We start from the raw sequence: 16,084 nt of genomic DNA, 5'->3' as shown, positions 1-16,084 counted from the left end.
AGTGCTATAACTTTTCGATCTGCCGGTCGATCGCCTTGCGCGCCCGCTCGTTGCGCTCACTGTAGCGGTCCGTCAGATAATCGGCGCGGCCGCGCAGCAGCAGCGTCATCTTGACCAGCTCCTCCATCACGTCGACGACGCGGTCGTAGTAGGCCGATGGCCGCATGCGGCCGGCCTCGTCGAACTCCTTGTAGGCCATCGGCACCGAGGACTGGTTCGGAATGGTGAACATGCGCATCCAGCGCCCCAGCAGGCGCAGGGTATTCACGACATTGAAGGACTGCGATCCGCCGCAGACCTGCATTACCGCCAGCGTGCGCCCCTGGCTCGGCCGGATCGCACCCATCTCCAGCGGAATCCAGTCGATCTGGTTTTTCATGACCGCGGTGACCGCGCCGTGGCGTTCCGGGCTGCACCACACCTGGCCTTCCGACCACAGGCACAGCTCGCGCAGCTCGACCACCTTCGGATGCGTCTCCGGCACGCTGCCCACCATCGGCAGTTCCATCGGATCGAAGATCTTCACCTCCGCGCCGAAGTGCTCCAGGATGCGCGCGGCTTCGAAGGTCAGGAAGCGGCTGAAGGAGCGTTCGCGCAGGGACCCGTACAGCATCAGGATGCGCGGCGGGTGGTCCATTTGGCCGGCCGGTTCGAGCTTGTCGAGGGTGGGCAGGTCCAGCAGCTCGGGCTTGATGTTGGGGAGGTCGGAGATCTTGTCCATGTCGGTTCCTTGGGCTCAGCTTAAACGGATGGCGAGCGCGCACAGGGTCGCCAGCAGGATCGGCAGCGTCAGCAGGATGCCGGTCCGGAAGTAGGCGCCCCAGGAGATGCGGATGCCCTTCGCCGACAGCACGTGCAGCCAGAGCAGGGTGGCGAGGCTGCCGATGGGCGTGATCTTCGGCCCGAGGTCGGCGCCGATGACGTTCGCGTACACCATCGCCTCGCGCACCACGCCCTCGGCGGCGCTGGCGTCGATGGCCAGTGCACCCACCAGCACGGTCGGCATATTATTCATGATCGACGACAGGATGGCGGTGATGAAGCCGGTGCCGAGCGCCGCGCCCCAGACGCCATGTTCGGCGCAGCGGTCGAGGAGAGCGGTCAGGTAATTGGTCAGTCCCGCATTGCGCAGGCCGTACACCACCAGGTACATCCCCAGCGAGAACACGACCACCTGCCACGGCGCCCCGCGCAGGACCTCGCGGGTCGAGATCCTGTGGCCGCGCGCCGCCACCGCGAGCAGCAACACGGCGCCTACCGCGGCCACGGCGCTGATCGGCACGCCGGCATCGTCCAGCCAGAAGAAGCCCGCCAGCAGCATCGCCAGCACCCACCAGCCGGTCAGGAAGGTGGCGCGGTCGTGGATCGCATCGGCCGGGCGCTTGAGCTGGGCCAGGTCGTAGTCGGCGGGGATGTCCTTGCGGAAGAAGCAGAGCAGCGCGGCCAGCGTCGCGGCCACCGACACCAGGTTCACCGGCGCCATCACCGCAGCGTAGCGGGCGAAGCCGACATCGAAGTAGTCGCTCGAGACGATGTTGACGAGATTCGATACCACCAGCGGCAGGCTGGCGGTATCGGCGATGAAGCCGGCCGCCATCACGAAGGCCAGCGTGGCGCGGGGCGAAAAGCGCAGCGCCGCCAGCATCGCGATGACGATGGGCGTGAGGATCAGCGCGGCGCCGTCGTTCGCGAACAGCGCGGCCACGGCGGCGCCCAGCAGCACCAGCATCGTGAACAGGCGCCGGCCATTGCCGCCGCCCCAGCGCGCCACGTGCATCGCGGCCCACTCGAAGAAGCCGGCCTTGTCGAGCAGCAGGCTGATGACGATCACGGCGACGAAGGCGCCGGTGGCATTCCAGACGATGTGCCAGACGGTCGGGATGTCGCTGACGTGGATGACGCCGGCGAGCAGGGCCACGGCCGCGCCGGCGGACGCGCTCCAGCCGATGCCCAGGCCGCGCGGCTGCCAGATGACGAGGGTGAGGGTGGCCAGGAAGATGAGGAAAGCGATGAGCACGAAAGTCCTTCAGGCGCCGATGCTGCCGATGCGGTCGAGTTCAGCCTTGAGCTTCGCGCGGTCGTCTTTCAGTTCGTCCAGCGGCAGCGCCAGGAAGGCTTCGATGCGGGCGCGCAGGATCGCATAGGCTTGTTCGAAGGCGGCGTCGATTTCTTCTTTGCTGCCTGTGACGTGGCTGGGATCTTCCACGCCCCAGTGCGTGCGCATAACCGAGCCCAGATAGGCCGGGCAGGTTTCGCCGGCGGCGCTGGCGCAGACGGTCACCACGATGTCCGGCGTCACCGGCAGCGCGTTCCAGGATTTGCTGTAGTAGCCCTCGGTCGGGATGCCTTTGGCGGCGAGCAGGGCGAGTGCGCCAACATTGAGCTTGCCGGTGGGCTGGCTGCCGGCGCTGATGGCGTGCCAGCCTGCGGGGGCCAGGTGGTTGAAGACGGCTTCGCTGATGAGGGAGCGGCAGGAGTTGCCGGTGCAGAGGAAGAGGACGTTCATGGGAGGGCTTCAGGGCTTGCAGGACGTGATGCAGGGCATGCCGCCGCAGCAGTTTTCGGTCAGGAAGCCGAGCAGGGCGTTCATGGTGTCGAACTGCGCGGCGTAGATGACGAAGCGGCCTTCCTGGCGCGGCACGATCAGGTTCGCGTGGGTGAGCTCCTTCAAGTGGAAGGAGAGCGAGGAGGGCGGGATATTCAGCGCCTCCGCGATCCTGCTGGCAGCGAGGCCCTCGGGGCCGGCCTGCACCAGCAAGCGGTAGGTCGCCAGGCGGGATTCCTGGGCGAGGGCGGCCAGGGCTGTTACTGCATCCTTGTTTTCCATACGCGCTTTCGTTCGATTCTATATTTCGAATATAGTCGAATTGTTAGCGCGACTACAAGGCCGTAAACGGACACAGCCCGCAAAAGCGGGCTGTGTGTCAGCGTGTTCCGAAGCGGATTACGCGAAGTTCTGGTTCACGAAGTCCCAGTTGACGATGTTCCACCACGACTCGACGAACTTCGGACGGGCGTTGCGGTAGTCGATGTAGTAGGCGTGCTCCCAGACGTCGACGGTCAGCAGGGCCTTGTTCTCGGTGGTCAACGGGGTGCCGGCGTTCGAGGTGTTGACGATGTCGACGCTGCCGTCGGTCTTCTTCACCAGCCAGGTCCAGCCCGAACCGAAGTTGCCCACGGCCGACTTCTGGAACTCTTCCTTGAACTTGTCGAACGAGCCCCACGTGGCGTTGATGGCGTCAGCCACCGGGCCGGTCGGCGCGCCGCCGCCGTTAGGCTTCATGCAGTTCCAGAAGAAGGTGTGGTTCCACACCTGGGCGGAGTTGTTGAAGATGCCGCCTTGCGATTTCTTGATGATCTCTTCCAGGGACAGGTTTTCGAACTCGGTGCCCTTGATCAGGTTGTTCAGGTTGGTGACGTAAGCCTGGTGGTGCTTGCCATAGTGGAATTCCAGCGTTTCAGCCGACATCGTCGGCTGGAGGGCATCCTTGGCGTACGGCAGCGGCGGCAGAGTATGTTCCATGTCTTATTCCTTGATTGGTTGGAAACGGGTCGTTCTTCTGAAACGGTCGCATATTCTAAACCGGATGCGACAAGGTTGCATGTTTGGCTTTGGTTTCGTTCAAGCCGCTACTCGAGCCACGGCTGCACGCTGGCCACGCCGACTTCTGCGCTGCCCTCGGCCAGCCGCACCACGATGGTGTCGCGTGGCTTGATCTGGCCCGGCGAGTGCAGCACCTTGCCCTTGGCATTGCTGACGATCGCATAGCCGCGCTCCAGCGTGCGCTGCGGGTTCAGCAGTTCCAGCTGGGCCGACAACGCGCCGAGCGCCTCGCGCCGCTGGCGCAGCTGGCTCGTCATGCTGGCCGCCAGCTGGCGCCTCTCCGACGACAGCAGGGCCCGCAGCGAGCGCACGTCCGGCAGGTGGCGGGCCCAGCGCTGCTGCAGCTGGGCCAGCAGCACGCCGTTGCGGTTGACCGGCGCGCGCACCGCATGCGTCAGACTGCTGGCCATGCCCAGTAGTTTCAGGCGCTGGTGGGCGATCCGGTCCGAAGGACTGATCATCCGGCGGCTAAGGCTGTCCAGGGTCTGGTTGGCCTCGGACAGGATGCGCTCCATGGCGCGGCGCAGGTCGTCGGCATCCGCTTCCAGCGAGCTCATCCAATCGTCGCGGGCCGTCGCGGCCAGCTCGGCGGCGGCGGTCGGGGTGGCGGCGCGCAGGTCGGCGGCAAAGTCGGCGATCGTGAAGTCGGTCTCGTGGCCGACCCCCGAGATCACCGGCATGGACGCCGCGTTGATGGCGCGCGCCACGACTTCCTCGTTGAAGCTCCACAAGTCCTCGATCGAGCCGCCGCCGCGGCAGACCAGCAGCACGTCGACCTCTTGCCGGCGCGAGGCGGTGGCGATGGCCTCGGCGATCTTCTCGGCCGCGCCCTGGCCCTGCACCGGAGCGGGGTAGAGCACCACGCGCACGTGCGGCGCGCGGCGCTTCAGCGCAATGAGAATGTCGCGCAGGGCCGCCGCCTGCAGGCTGGTGACGATGCCGATGGCGCGCGTGAACAGCGGCAGCGGGCGCTTGCGCTCCTGGTCGAACAGGCCCTCGTTGCCCAGCCTTTCCTTCAGGCGCATGAAGGCTTCGTACAGGGCGCCGACGCCGGCGCGGCGGATGGCCTCGACATTGATCTGGTAGTCGCCGCGCGCGCCGTACAGGGTGACCAGGGCGCGCACTTCGACCTTGTCGCCTTCGCGCGGCGTGAAGCCGGCGTACTGGGCGCGGCCGCGGAACATCACGGCCCGCACCTGGGCGGCATCGTCCTTCAGCGTGAAGTACCAGTGGCCGGAGGCCGCGCGCGTGAAGTTCGAGATTTCCCCACCTATCCACACCAGCGGAAAGGAGCGTTCCAGCAGGCGCGCCACTTGCTGGTTGAGTGCGGTAACGGTGAGAACGGGTGGGGCGGCGTAAGCCGGATCGGCGTCGGATGGGGGAAACATAGGCTTGGGCTAAAGTGAACTGTCCACAAAACGATGGCTGCATATTGTCGACGCCATATCTGCGGTACTACAACAAATAGTTTTTGTAAACGCTTGATTATTAATGCTTATTCTTGCTGCTCGATTTCGATGCAGAAACAAAATTTCCTTACGGATCAAAGACTTGTTGTGCCCGGGTGGCACTTGGCCACAATCTTATCCACAGAATCTGTGAGGAAGTGGATAAGTGCTCCAGGGTATCCACCGTGCGTAAAAATCAGGCATGCATGTGTTTTTTCAAAGCAATCAAGTACTTAGGCCGCTGTTCAGGGCCTTGCGCACATTGTTTTCCACAATTTATGTGCACACCTGGCCCATCCGGGCACTTGAACCGTGCACAAGTGCATAAGTCAGGCCCTGCCTAAAAATGCTGCAGCGGTAATTTTTCCTTTACTTTCAAAGACTTTGATCTTGATCAAGGCCCTTGCTCACAATCTTTTCCACAAAATTTGTGAAGAAGAGGAGGTAATGGGGACAAGTCCCTCGGCTAGTCGCGATCGAGTCCGGCGCTGGCCACGAATAGCAGGTGCGCAGCCCCTCTTCGATTTTCGTCAGGGATCGGACTATACCAGTGTGGCGCGTTCATTACCTGTCATGCAAGCGGGCGACTGGACAGGGTGTTTGCCTAAAATTTGGGCTGGCTTGTCTTTTCTCTTTGGATTCAAGGGCTTGAGATCTGACAAGCAGTCTTGCTCACATTGTTTTCCACAGTTTGTGTGCAAAGCCGGGCAGCAATGCGTGTAACCCCGGCTGCCTAAAAAACGGGCTCTAGAACTATTTTGTTTTAAATCAATACGTTATGGAGAATATGTGCGTTTGCGCACAATTTTGTCCACAAAAATTGTGAAGAAGCGGGCTGGGCCGCAGCAGCGTTCTCCGGCGCTTGAACTGCCAAAATTTTCATCGGGAAAATTTCCATCAATAAAATCAATAACTTACCTTGAGGAAAGCTCAATCCGCACAAATTTATCCACAGAAATTGTGGGCAAGTCCGCACCGCTGAACCTGTGTTTGTTGTGCTTGGGAAACCTACTGCGGTGCCTGCCAAGTTTTTACGCATGGAAAAATATCCTTTAAGAATCAAGTATCTTTCCTATCGTAAAGCCTCTTGCGCACACTTTTATCCACAGAAAGTGTGCAGAACTCTACTTGCCGCAAAGCTGGCAACACGTTACATTGCGCAATTCGTTTCCGCCTTGTTTTTTTACCCATCCAGGAGTTACTTTTGCTCGCCATTCTCCAAGCCGCCGGCTGGCCCATCTGGCTGTTGCTGATTGCCTCGATCATCGCACTGGCGCTGATCATCGAACGCCTGATCTACCTGCGCCGCGAGAAAATCCTGCCGCGCCAGCTGCTCGACGAAGTCATCCAGGTTTATCGCAGCGGCAAGGTCACGCCGGACATCATCGACAAGCTGCAGACCAATTCGCCGCTGGGCGCCGTGCTGGCGGCTGCGCTGCGCAACGTCGACGCCCCGCGCGACGTCATGAAAGAGTCGATCGAAGAGGCGGGCAGGGGCGTGGCCCACGTGCTCGAGCGCTTCCTGACCACGCTGGGCACCATCGCTTCGCTGGCGCCGCTGATGGGCCTGTTCGGCACCGTGGTCGGCATGATCGAGATCTTCGGCGCCCAGAACGCCTCCGGCACCAATCCGGCCCAGCTGGCGCACGGCATCTCAGTGGCCCTGTATAACACCGGCTTCGGCCTGGCGATCGCAATGCCGGCCCTGGTGTTCTACCGCCACTTCCGCGCGCTGGTCGACAGCTTCATCATCGACATGGAGCTGCAGGCGGTGAAATTCGTCGACGTCGTCCACGGTGCCCGCAAATGATCGACTTTCGCCGCGGCCGCAAGCGCGAGGATCCGGAGATCAACCTGATCCCGTTCATCGACGTGCTGCTCGTGGTGCTGATCTTCCTGATGGTCACCACCACCTACAGCAAGTTCACCGAGCTGCAGATCACCCTGCCGACCGCCGACGCCGAGAAGGCGATCGACAAGCCCTTCGAGATCAACGTCACCGTCGATGCCAAGGGTAATTACACCGTGAACAATGTGCCGGTGTCCTTCCACGGCGTGGCCGGCCTGGCCGAGGACCTCAAGCATGCTGCCGCGACCGGCCCGGACGGCCAGCCGCTGGCGAGCCCGGCCAAGGATCCGGTGATCATCGTGAATGCCGACCAGTTCGCCATGCACCAGATGGTGATCAATGTGCTGGAAGCAGCACGGATGGCCGGGTATGACAAGCTGACGTTTGCGGCGCAGAGCGGCGGGCAGAAGTAACAAGTGACTCGTCAAGCCGGGCATTGCCCGGCTCGACTTCCCGCGAAGGCGGGAATCCATGCTGAGTGTTCGAAGTTCGTACGTCTGAAGCGTTAAACAGCTTCCGACATACCGAATTCTGTTGCTCAGTATGGGTTCCCGCTTTCGCGGGAACGACGTTTACAAGCTAACGTTTTTCTCATGGCTTCATCCCTCGAATCCACACTCACCCGTGCCTGGCTGCGCCGCGGCCCCCTGGCCCTCGCCCTGTGGCCGCTATCTCTGCTGTTCCGCCTGCTGGCGGCCCTGCGCGTAGCGCTGTTCCGCACCGGCATCCTGAAGTCCGAGCGCCTGCCCGTGCCGGTCATTGTGGTCGGCAATATCTTCATCGGCGGCACCGGCAAGACCCCACTGACCATCTGGCTGGTCGAGCAGCTGCGCGCCGCCGGCCTGAAGCCGGGCGTCATTTCGCGCGGCCACGGCGGGGAAGGGGACAGCGGTCCGCGCGAAGTCGTGCCAGGCGCGAGCGCGCGCGAGGTCGGTGACGAGCCCCTTCTCATTGCAAACCGTACCGGCTGCCCGGTCGTGGTCGGACGACGCCGTGCCCAGGCCGGCCGCCACCTGCTGGAACGCCATCCCGAGGTGAACGTGCTGGTGACCGACGACGGCCTCCAGCACTACGCCCTGCAGCGCGACGTCGAGCTGGTGCTGTTCGATGGCCGCGGCGTCGGCAACGGCTGGACCCTGCCTGCCGGGCCGCTGCGCGAGCCGCCTTCGCGCCGGCGCGACTTCACGGTGGTGAACACACCCGAGCTGACGCCTGCGCTGGCGCTGGCGGTCGGCGGCCGGCCCTACCGGATGCAGCTGGCGGGCGAATATGCCGAGCAATTGCGCGACCCCCAGCAGCGCCTGCCGCTGTCCGCACTGGCCGGGACGATGGCGACGACAATCGCCACCAAGCGCATCGTGGCCGCCGCCGGCATCGGCAACCCGTCGCGCTTCTTCGCGATGCTGAAGGCGGCCGGCCTGCAGTTCCAGGAACTGCCGCTGCCAGACCACCACGACTTCCTCGACGACCCGTTCAAGGGCCTGGATGCCGAGCTCATCCTGGTGACCGAGAAGGATGCAGTAAAATGTCGGCAACTTGAACATCTGAACAACGACCCGCGCCTGTGGGTCGTCCCGGTCACCGCGCAAATCGATCCTGCGCTGGCCGCTCAAATCGTGGAGAAATGTCGTGGACGCCCGACTGCTTGATATCCTGGTCTGCCCCCTGTGCAAGGGACCGCTCGAATATGACAAGAAAGCGCAGGAACTGATCTGCCGCCCGGACCGCCTGGCCTATCCGATCCGCGACGGCATCCCGATCATGTGGGCCGACCAGGCCCGCAAGGTCGAGCCGTCGATCTGACGCCATGAGCTTCGTCGTCATCATCCCGGCGCGCCTGGCTTCGACGCGGCTGCCGAACAAGCCGCTCGCCGACCTGGGCGGCAAGCCCATGGTGGTGCGCGTGGCCGAGCGTGCGAAGGAATCGGGCGCGGCCCGCATCGTGGTCGCCACCGACCACGCCGACATCCTTGCCGCCTGCGCCGCGCACGGCATCGAAGCCTGCATGACGCTTGCCTCCCACCCGTCCGGCACCGACCGCATCGCCGAAGTCGCGCGCACCCTCGGGCTGCCTGACGACGCGGTGGTGGTCAACCTGCAGGGCGACGAGCCGCTGATCGACCCGGCCCTGCTGTCCGCCTGTGCTGCCCGCATCGGCCTCGACGTGCCGATGGCCACCTGCGCCCATCCTCTGCACGATGCCGCGGACGCCTTCAACCCGAACGTGGTCAAGGTCGTGCTCGACAAACTGGGCCGGGCTCTCTATTTTTCGCGCGCCGCTATTCCCTGGCACCGCGACGCTTTCGCACAAAACCGCGAACAATTGCCGTCTGGATATACTCCGCTGCGTCACATCGGCCTGTATGCCTACAGCAACGCCTTCCTCCAGCAATACCCCCAGCTGGAACCGTCGCCGCTGGAGACGATCGAAGCGCTGGAACAGCTGCGCGTCCTCTGGCATGGCGTGCCGATCGCCGTGCACGTGACCGACAGTGCGCCGGCCGCCGGCGTCGATACCCCGGAAGACTTGGAGCAGGTGCGTTCTTACTTCGCGTCTTGATCCGGTTAGAAATATCCTCGGATACGGTCTGCGCCAGCTCAAGCAGCCCCTGCGATCGCTCCCCCGCAGTGGCGTTGGACGCTGCTTTTGTGGTAACTTTCGTATCCAGCTAGTCAAATATGCATCAACACCTTTTAGGAAATCCTTCATGCGTCTCATTCTGTTAGGAGCCCCCGGCGCCGGTAAAGGCACCCAGGCGAATTTCATTAAAGAAAAATACAACATCCCCCAGATCTCCACCGGCGACATGCTGCGCGCCGCCATCAAGGCAGGCACCGAGCTGGGCCTGGCGGCGAAGAAGGTGATGGACGCAGGCCAGCTGGTGTCGGACGACATCATCATCGGCCTGGTGAAGGAGCGCCTGAAGGACGCCGATTGCGCCAACGGTTACCTGTTCGACGGTTTCCCGCGCACCATCGCGCAAGCCGACGCCATGAAGGAAAGCGGCGTCAACATCGATTACGTGCTGGAGATCGACGTGCCGGACGAGATGATCGTCGAGCGCATGACCGGCCGCCGCACCCACCAGCCTTCGGGCCGCGTGTACCACGTCAAGTTCAACCCGCCGAAAGTGGAAGGCAAGGACGACGTCACCGGCGAACCGCTGATCCAGCGTGACGACGACCAGGAAGAGACCGTCAAGAAGCGTCTGGCCGTGTACCACAACCAGACCGAAGTGCTGCTCGGCTACTACAACAAGTGGGCGCAGTCGGGCCTGCCTGGCGCACCGAAATACCGCAAGATCTCGGGCGTGGGCCCGGTCGATCAGGTGCGCGAAGCGGCCTTCGCTGCGCTGGCCGAGTAAGCCATTTCAAAGGAGTGCCAGAGAAACCCTCAGGGCAAGGCGCATCGTCGAAGACAGTACGTTAGTACGGCGAGACGATGCAACGCAGCCATGAGGGTTTGTCAGGCTCTCCTGGCGGCCTGCGGGCCGCCGCGAGTTATCGGGGCGCCGCACGTCGCGCCGCCCGTTGGCTCCGGATGACACATAGCCATCCGTCCAGGTTTTTGGATCAAGTTCGCAGGTTTGCGTAGTTCTGATCGAAGGACAAGGGGGGAGACTATATGGCATCCACACAGCTGGGCTTCGCCGTCGCTTGCGGCGTCATCGCGGTACTTTATGGATTGTGGTCACGCAGTTGGGTCCTGCAACAGGATCCCGGCAACGGCCGCATGCAGGAAATTTCGCTGGCCATCCAGCAGGGCGCGTCCGCCTATCTGGCGCGCCAGTACCGCACCATCGCGATCGTCGGCGTCGTTCTGCTGATCGCCATTTTCTTCCTCCTCGGCGGCATGACGGCGGGCGGCTTCCTGGCCGGGGCCGTGCTGTCCGGCGCCTGCGGCTTCATCGGCATGAACGTCTCGGTGCGCGCCAATGTGCGCACCGCCCAGGCCGCCTCGCACGGGCTGGACCAGGCCCTGCACGTCGCCTTCCGCGGCGGCGCCATCACCGGCATGCTGGTAGTCGGGCTGGGGCTGCTCGGGGTCTCGCTGTTCTACTGGCTGCTGATATCGCGGGCCGATCCCACGTTGACGCCGCACGACACCATACAGCCGCTGGTCGGCCTGGCCTTCGGCGCCTCCCTGATCTCGATCTTCGCGCGCCTGGGCGGCGGCATCTTCACCAAGGGCGCGGACGTCGGCGCCGACCTCGTCGGCAAGGTCGAGGCCGGCATCCCCGAGGACGATCCGCGCAACCCGGCCGTCATCGCCGACAACGTGGGCGACAACGTCGGCGACTGCGCCGGCATGGCGGCCGACCTGTTCGAAACCTATGTCGTGACCCTGGTCGCCACCATGCTGCTGGGGGCGCTCATGGGCGACGGCACTGCCGGAGCACGACCGGGCAGCGCGGCGGTCATCTTCCCGATGCTGCTGGGCGCGGTGTCCATCATCGCCTCGATCGTCGGCTGCTCGCTGGTCAAGAACCGGCCAGGGAAAAAAATCATGTCGGCCCTGTACACTGGGCTGTGGTGGTCGGCCGGGCTGTCGCTGATCGGCTTTGTCGCGGTCACCTGGCTGGTGTGGCCGGACGACGGCATGCGCTGGCGCATGCTGGGCTGCGCCCTGGTCGGCATCGTGCTGACCGGCTCGATGGTCTACATCACCGAGTATTACACCGGCACCGAGTTCAAGCCCGTGCAGCACATCGCCGAGGCCTCGACCACCGGCCACGGCACCAACATCATCGCGGGCCTGGGTGTGTCGATGAAGGCGACCTCCTACCCGGTGCTGATGGTCTGCGCCGCGATCCTGCTGGCCTATGCACTGGCCGGGCTGTACGGGATCGCGATCGCCGCCACGTCCATGCTGTCGATGGCCGGCATCATCGTCGCGCTGGACGCTTACGGCCCGATCACCGACAACGCCGGCGGCATTGCCGAGATGAGCGGCCTGCCGGACAGCGTGCGCGCCGTCACCGATCCGCTGGATGCGGTCGGCAACACCACCAAGGCCGTCACCAAGGGCTATGCGATCGGCTCGGCAGGCCTGGCGGCGCTGGTGCTGTTCGCCGACTACACGCATGCGCTGGAGGCGGGCGGCACCCACATCAGCTTCGAGCTCTCGAATCCGATGGTGATCGTCGGCCTGTTCATCGGCGGCCTGGTGCCCTACCTGTTCGGGGCGCTGGCGATGGAGGCGGTGGGGCGGGCCGCGGGCGCCGTGGTGGTCGAGGTGCGGCGCCAGTTCCGCGAGATCGTCGGCATCATGGACGGCACCGGCAAGCCGGAATACGACAAGGCGGTGGACATGCTGACCGCCTCGGCGATACGCGAGATGGTGGTGCCGTCGCTGCTGCCGGTGGTGGTGCCGGTGGCCGTCGGCATGCTGCTGGGCCCGGTGGCGCTGGGCGGCATGCTGATGGGGACCATCGTGACCGGCCTGTTCGTGGCGATTTCGATGACCACCGGCGGCGGCGCCTGGGACAACGCCAAGAAGTACATCGAGGACAACCACTTCGGCGGCAAGGGCTCGGACGCGCACAAGGCGGCCGTCACCGGCGACACCGTGGGCGATCCCTACAAGGACACAGCCGGACCGGCGGTGAATCCGCTCATCAAGATCATCAACATCGTCGCGCTGCTGTTGGTGCCGCTGTTGCCGGTCGGCGGCGGCTGGCTGGCGGTGAAGGCGCCGGAGCTGACGCCGCAGATGTTGCGCGCACCCGGTGCACCGCCGGCTGCCGCGGTGGCCGTCCGGACGCTCAGCGCCCCAGTGCCGCCGTCAGCGCTTGCCGCAGCGACGCCTGGTCCGAATCGCCCTGGTAGCGAACGCCGTTGATGAAGAAGCTCGGCGTCCTGGCGGCGCCGTCGTGGTGGGCGCGCTCGAGGTCGCCCTGCACGCGCGGGCGGTGACGGCGCTCCAGGACCTCGGTGCGGAAGCGCTCGATGTCGAGGTCCAGGCTTTCGGCCAGCACGGCCAGGTCCTGCTTGTCCATGACCGTGCGTTGCTGCTCGAACAGGATGTCGTGCATCTCCCAGAACTTGCCCTGGCTGGCGGCGGCTTCGGCCGCTTCCGCCGCCAGCTCGGCGAGCGGGTGGAGCTCGGCCAGCGGCAGGTGGCGGAACACGAGCCGCACGCCGCCCAGTTCGTCACCGAGCTCGGTCAGCGCGGCGTGCGCCCGGGCGCAGTAGGGGCACTGGAAGTCGCCATATTCGATCAGCGTCAGCGCCGCATCCTCGGCGCCGCGCACGTGTTCATCGGGGCCGATCTGGTCTACACGGTCCATCATTCCTCCTGTGTTCTCGACGGAGGAATGATGGCATGCGTGGGCTATCGCCGCCGCGAGTTTCGACCAGGAAATAACGAGCTTTCAAGAAGCCCTCAGGGCAAGGCGTATCGGCGAAGACAGTACGCTAGTACGGCGAGACGATGCAACGCCGCCATGAGGGCTTATTGGAAGCTCTAGAATACGCACATCTTGTCGGCTTCCTCGCGCAGCCATGGCCGGAAATCCGGATGCGCAATCGCGATCAGCGCCTGCGCGCGCTGTTTGGCCGACTTGCCGCGCAGCTGGGCCACGCCCCATTCCGTGACGACGTAGTTGACGTCGTTCTTGCTGGTGGTGGCGTGGGTGCCGGGCGAGAGCGTCGGCACGATGCGCGAGACGGTGCCGTCCTTGGCGGTCGAGGGCAGCACGATGAAGGACTTGCCCCCGCGCGAGCGGTTGGCGGCGCGCACGAAGTCGACCTGGCCGCCGGTGCCGGAATAGGGCAGGTGGCCGATGCTCTCGCTGCCGCACTGGCCCAGCAGGTCGACCTGCAGGCTGGCGTTGATCGTCACCAGCTTGTCGTTCTGGCCCGCGATGTAGGGATCGTTGGTGAAGTTGGACGGGTGCATCTCCAGCATTGGGTTCTGGTGCATGAATTCGTACAGCTTGCGCGAGCCGAGCGCGAAGGTGGCGACCATCTTGCCCGGCAACATGGTCTTCTTGCTGTTGTTGACGGCGCCGGATTCGACCAGGGTGAGGATGCCGTCGCCGATCATCTCGGTGTGGATGCCGAGGTCGCGCTTGCCCGTCAGCTGCATCACCACCGCGTCCGGAATGCCGCCGTAGCCGATCTGCAGGGTCGAGCCGTCCTCGATGTGCTCGGCGACGAGGGCGCCGATGGCTTCCTGCACCGGGCCGATCTTCGGCAGGCCGACTTCCAGGATCGGCTCTTCGCTTTCGACGATGGCCGTGACCTGCGACAGGTGGACGTGGCACTGGCCGTGGGTAAAGGGCACGTTCGGATTCACCTCGAGCACCACGGCGCGCGCCTTGGCGACCGCCGCCATCGTGTAGTCGGCGCCCAGGCTGAGGGCGAAGTGGCCGGAAGCGCTCATGGGCGAAGCCATGGCGAACACGACGTCGGCGGGCATCAGGCCGCGCTCGATCAGGGCCGGGATCTCGGAAAAATAGTTGGGAATGAAATCGCACCAGCCACCCTGGCCGCCGGCGCGCGAGGCGCCGCCGAAGAACAGGGCCGCGTGGCGCACGTGGGGCCGGCAAGCCTGCTCGAAGTAGCCGTACTTGCGCATCGCTAGGATCTGCGCGACCTTGATGTCATTGAAGCGCCGGTGCTGCTCGGACAGCGCATGCAGCAGGGTGGGCGGCTCGCCGACGCCGGTCGGCACGATGATCATGTCACCGTCGAGCAAGTGATCGAGGGCGTAGAGTGCGCTGCCGCGTTTCGACTGATACATCTCCTGCAGGTTCTGCATGGTCGTCTCCTGTCGTTTTTATGTGATGCGCTGATGCTGTCCAGCATAGCAAACTACCTGCCGAAGATGACAGGGAGCTGACAGCTTGTGCTAGAGTGAATCAGTTTTAAACCGACAACTTTTAGAAGCGGAGATCGTATGAAACGGGTGACTGGCATTGGCGGCATTTTCTTCAACGCAAAAGACCCGGCGACGATGCGCGCCTGGTACAAGCAGCACCTCGGCATCGATGTGATGGACTGGGGCGGGACCGCCTTCAGCTGGAGCGACGACGAAGGCAAGCCGACCGGCGGCATGACGGTCTGGTCGATCAACGCGGCCGACACCACGCTGTACGAGCCGAGCAAGTCCTCCTTCATGATCAACTACCGGGTCGCCGACCTGGCCGGCCTGCTGCAGGCCTTGCGCGACGAGGGCTGCCAGGTGCTGGAGAAGACCGAGGACGGCGAATACGGCAAGTTCGGCTGGGTCATCGACCCCGAAGGCAACAAGGTCGAGCTGTGGGAGCCGCCACCGGGCCAGTAAGCGTCTCATGCGAGGGGAGGGCAGCCGCGCGCCCTCCGCCCCCGCCGCATCCGATAATGGGCTCATCCAGCTAAACGAGGTGAGCCATGAGACAGATCCTCCTATCCGGCGCCATGGCGCTGTCCGTGCTGCTTGCCGGGTCGGCCCAGGCGCACCAGACCCAGGTCCAGCCGCAGGTGCAAAGCCCGCAGCAGACCCAACAGGCGCAGCAGGCCCGCCAGCAGGCCGAATCCTATCTGCGCAAGGAAGAGTCCGCCGCTACCGGCCGCCAGAACCAGAACACGGACCGCGCCAACCAGGATGCCGCCGTGGCCGACGAAGCGGCCGGCCACAGCGATGCCAGCCGGCCCGCGCGCGGCACCAGCCCGAACGCGGCCGCAAGCCCGAATACCACCCGTCCCGCCGGCGGCACGCCGCCGCCCAGCTACGGTCCGGTACTGAATCCGCGCCAGCGGCAAGCCACCGACCCCACGCGCAAGGACCCGGCCGAGGTCCACGACGAAACCGACACCCTGACCCGCGACGCCCCGCCGCAGCAAGCGCCGCAATCGCAGCAGCCGAAACCGAAGCAGCAGAAGCAGGCCAGGCAGGCCCCGCGCCGGCGCGAAGCCTGGCAGCCCGCCGGCCCGCTGGCGCCGCGTCCGCTGAACGGCAGCGAGGCCGCGGCGATCGGCTATGGCGCCGTCCCGGTGCCGGCGCCGGCGCAGCCGCCGCAGCCGGTGGTGCCGAGTACGGCGCCGCTGAATTCCTGTGTCGGCGGGGCTTGCCGCGACGCTGCCGGCGGCAGCTACAACCTGGGCACCACCGGTAGCGGCGTCAACAGCAGCGGGCGTCCGTGCACCCGCAACGGCGCCACCGTCCAGTGCTTGTAAATATGGTGTTTCACGCTGAAG

The 16,084-nt window shown here is 64.6% G+C and carries 18 protein-coding genes; 9 read left to right on the top strand and 9 right to left on the bottom strand.

The window, feature by feature from the left end:
• Positions 1-4: 4 nt before the first annotated feature.
• The 7 genes from arsH to AC07PE_RS20140 form a co-directional block, all read right to left on the bottom strand.
• Positions 5-721 (bottom strand): arsenical resistance protein ArsH, encoded by a 717-nt coding sequence (gene arsH / locus AC07PE_RS20170; protein ID WP_498767737.1) that lies wholly within the window; start codon positions 719-721, stop codon positions 5-7.
• A gap of 15 nt (positions 722-736) precedes the next feature.
• Complete coding sequence (locus AC07PE_RS20165; protein ID WP_498767735.1) at positions 737-2,017, bottom strand: arsenic transporter; 1,281 nt, start codon at positions 2,015-2,017, stop codon at positions 737-739.
• A gap of 9 nt (positions 2,018-2,026) precedes the next feature.
• Entirely contained in the window at positions 2,027-2,506 is a 480-nt protein-coding gene (locus AC07PE_RS20160; protein ID WP_498767733.1) for an arsenate reductase ArsC, read from the bottom strand.
• 9 nt (positions 2,507-2,515) lie between these two features.
• Positions 2,516-2,827, bottom strand: a complete 312-nt coding sequence (locus tag AC07PE_RS20155; RefSeq protein ID WP_498767731.1) for an ArsR/SmtB family transcription factor — start codon at positions 2,825-2,827, stop codon at positions 2,516-2,518.
• A 117-nt stretch (positions 2,828-2,944) separates the two neighbouring features.
• Complete coding sequence (locus AC07PE_RS20150; protein WP_498767729.1) at positions 2,945-3,523, bottom strand: superoxide dismutase; 579 nt, start codon at positions 3,521-3,523, stop codon at positions 2,945-2,947.
• A gap of 107 nt (positions 3,524-3,630) precedes the next feature.
• Positions 3,631-4,992 (bottom strand): exodeoxyribonuclease VII large subunit, encoded by a 1,362-nt coding sequence (gene xseA, locus AC07PE_RS20145; protein ID WP_498767727.1) that lies wholly within the window; start codon positions 4,990-4,992, stop codon positions 3,631-3,633.
• Between the two features lie 823 nt (positions 4,993-5,815).
• On the bottom strand, positions 5,816-6,091 hold the full coding sequence (locus AC07PE_RS20140) for a hypothetical protein (protein WP_498767725.1): 276 nt from the start codon (positions 6,089-6,091) through the stop codon (positions 5,816-5,818).
• 165 nt (positions 6,092-6,256) lie between these two features.
• Here AC07PE_RS20140 and AC07PE_RS20135 point away from each other — a divergent pair, with 165 nt between their 5' ends.
• The 7 genes from AC07PE_RS20135 (at position 6,257) to AC07PE_RS20105 (ending at position 12,743) form a co-directional block, all read left to right on the top strand.
• Entirely contained in the window at positions 6,257-6,862 is a 606-nt protein-coding gene (locus AC07PE_RS20135) for a MotA/TolQ/ExbB proton channel family protein (RefSeq protein ID WP_036237285.1), read from the top strand.
• Entirely contained in the window at positions 6,862-7,314 is a 453-nt protein-coding gene (locus tag AC07PE_RS20130; RefSeq protein ID WP_498767990.1) for an ExbD/TolR family protein, read from the top strand. The genes AC07PE_RS20135 and AC07PE_RS20130 overlap by 1 nt, the downstream gene beginning before the upstream one ends.
• A gap of 180 nt (positions 7,315-7,494) precedes the next feature.
• Positions 7,495-8,550: a tetraacyldisaccharide 4'-kinase gene (gene lpxK / locus AC07PE_RS20125; RefSeq protein WP_498767723.1), complete on the top strand. Its 1,056-nt coding sequence runs from the start codon at positions 7,495-7,497 to the stop codon at positions 8,548-8,550.
• Positions 8,531-8,704, top strand: coding sequence for a Trm112 family protein (locus AC07PE_RS20120; protein WP_498767721.1), 174 nt, complete (start codon positions 8,531-8,533; stop codon positions 8,702-8,704). The genes lpxK and AC07PE_RS20120 overlap by 20 nt, the downstream gene beginning before the upstream one ends.
• A 4-nt stretch (positions 8,705-8,708) precedes the next feature.
• Positions 8,709-9,461, top strand: coding sequence for a 3-deoxy-manno-octulosonate cytidylyltransferase (gene kdsB, locus AC07PE_RS20115; protein ID WP_498767719.1), 753 nt, complete (start codon positions 8,709-8,711; stop codon positions 9,459-9,461).
• A 148-nt stretch (positions 9,462-9,609) separates the two neighbouring features.
• On the top strand, positions 9,610-10,266 hold the full coding sequence (gene adk / locus AC07PE_RS20110; RefSeq protein ID WP_498767717.1) for an adenylate kinase: 657 nt from the start codon (positions 9,610-9,612) through the stop codon (positions 10,264-10,266).
• Between the two features lie 260 nt (positions 10,267-10,526).
• Positions 10,527-12,743, top strand: a complete 2,217-nt coding sequence (locus tag AC07PE_RS20105) for a sodium-translocating pyrophosphatase (RefSeq protein WP_498767715.1) — start codon at positions 10,527-10,529, stop codon at positions 12,741-12,743.
• Here the strand turns inward: AC07PE_RS20105 and AC07PE_RS20100 are convergent.
• Entirely contained in the window at positions 12,667-13,191 is a 525-nt protein-coding gene (locus AC07PE_RS20100) for a DsbA family protein (RefSeq protein WP_498767713.1), read from the bottom strand. The genes AC07PE_RS20105 and AC07PE_RS20100 overlap by 77 nt on opposite strands.
• 176 nt (positions 13,192-13,367) lie before the next feature.
• Positions 13,368-14,666, bottom strand: a complete 1,299-nt coding sequence (locus AC07PE_RS20095; protein WP_498767711.1) for an acetyl-CoA hydrolase/transferase family protein — start codon at positions 14,664-14,666, stop codon at positions 13,368-13,370.
• A 138-nt stretch (positions 14,667-14,804) separates the two neighbouring features.
• Between AC07PE_RS20095 and AC07PE_RS20090 the strand changes: the two genes are divergently transcribed.
• Positions 14,805-15,191: a VOC family protein gene (locus tag AC07PE_RS20090; protein WP_498767709.1), complete on the top strand. Its 387-nt coding sequence runs from the start codon at positions 14,805-14,807 to the stop codon at positions 15,189-15,191.
• A gap of 86 nt (positions 15,192-15,277) precedes the next feature.
• Positions 15,278-16,063, top strand: a complete 786-nt coding sequence (locus AC07PE_RS20085) for a hypothetical protein (RefSeq protein ID WP_498767707.1) — start codon at positions 15,278-15,280, stop codon at positions 16,061-16,063.
• Positions 16,064-16,084: the final 21 nt, after the last annotated feature.

The organism is Telluria sp. GW821-FHT07G12 (assembly GCF_059418525.1).
The sequence above is the reverse complement of the archived record's forward strand: the minus strand, read 5'-3'. Positions and strand labels throughout refer to the sequence as shown.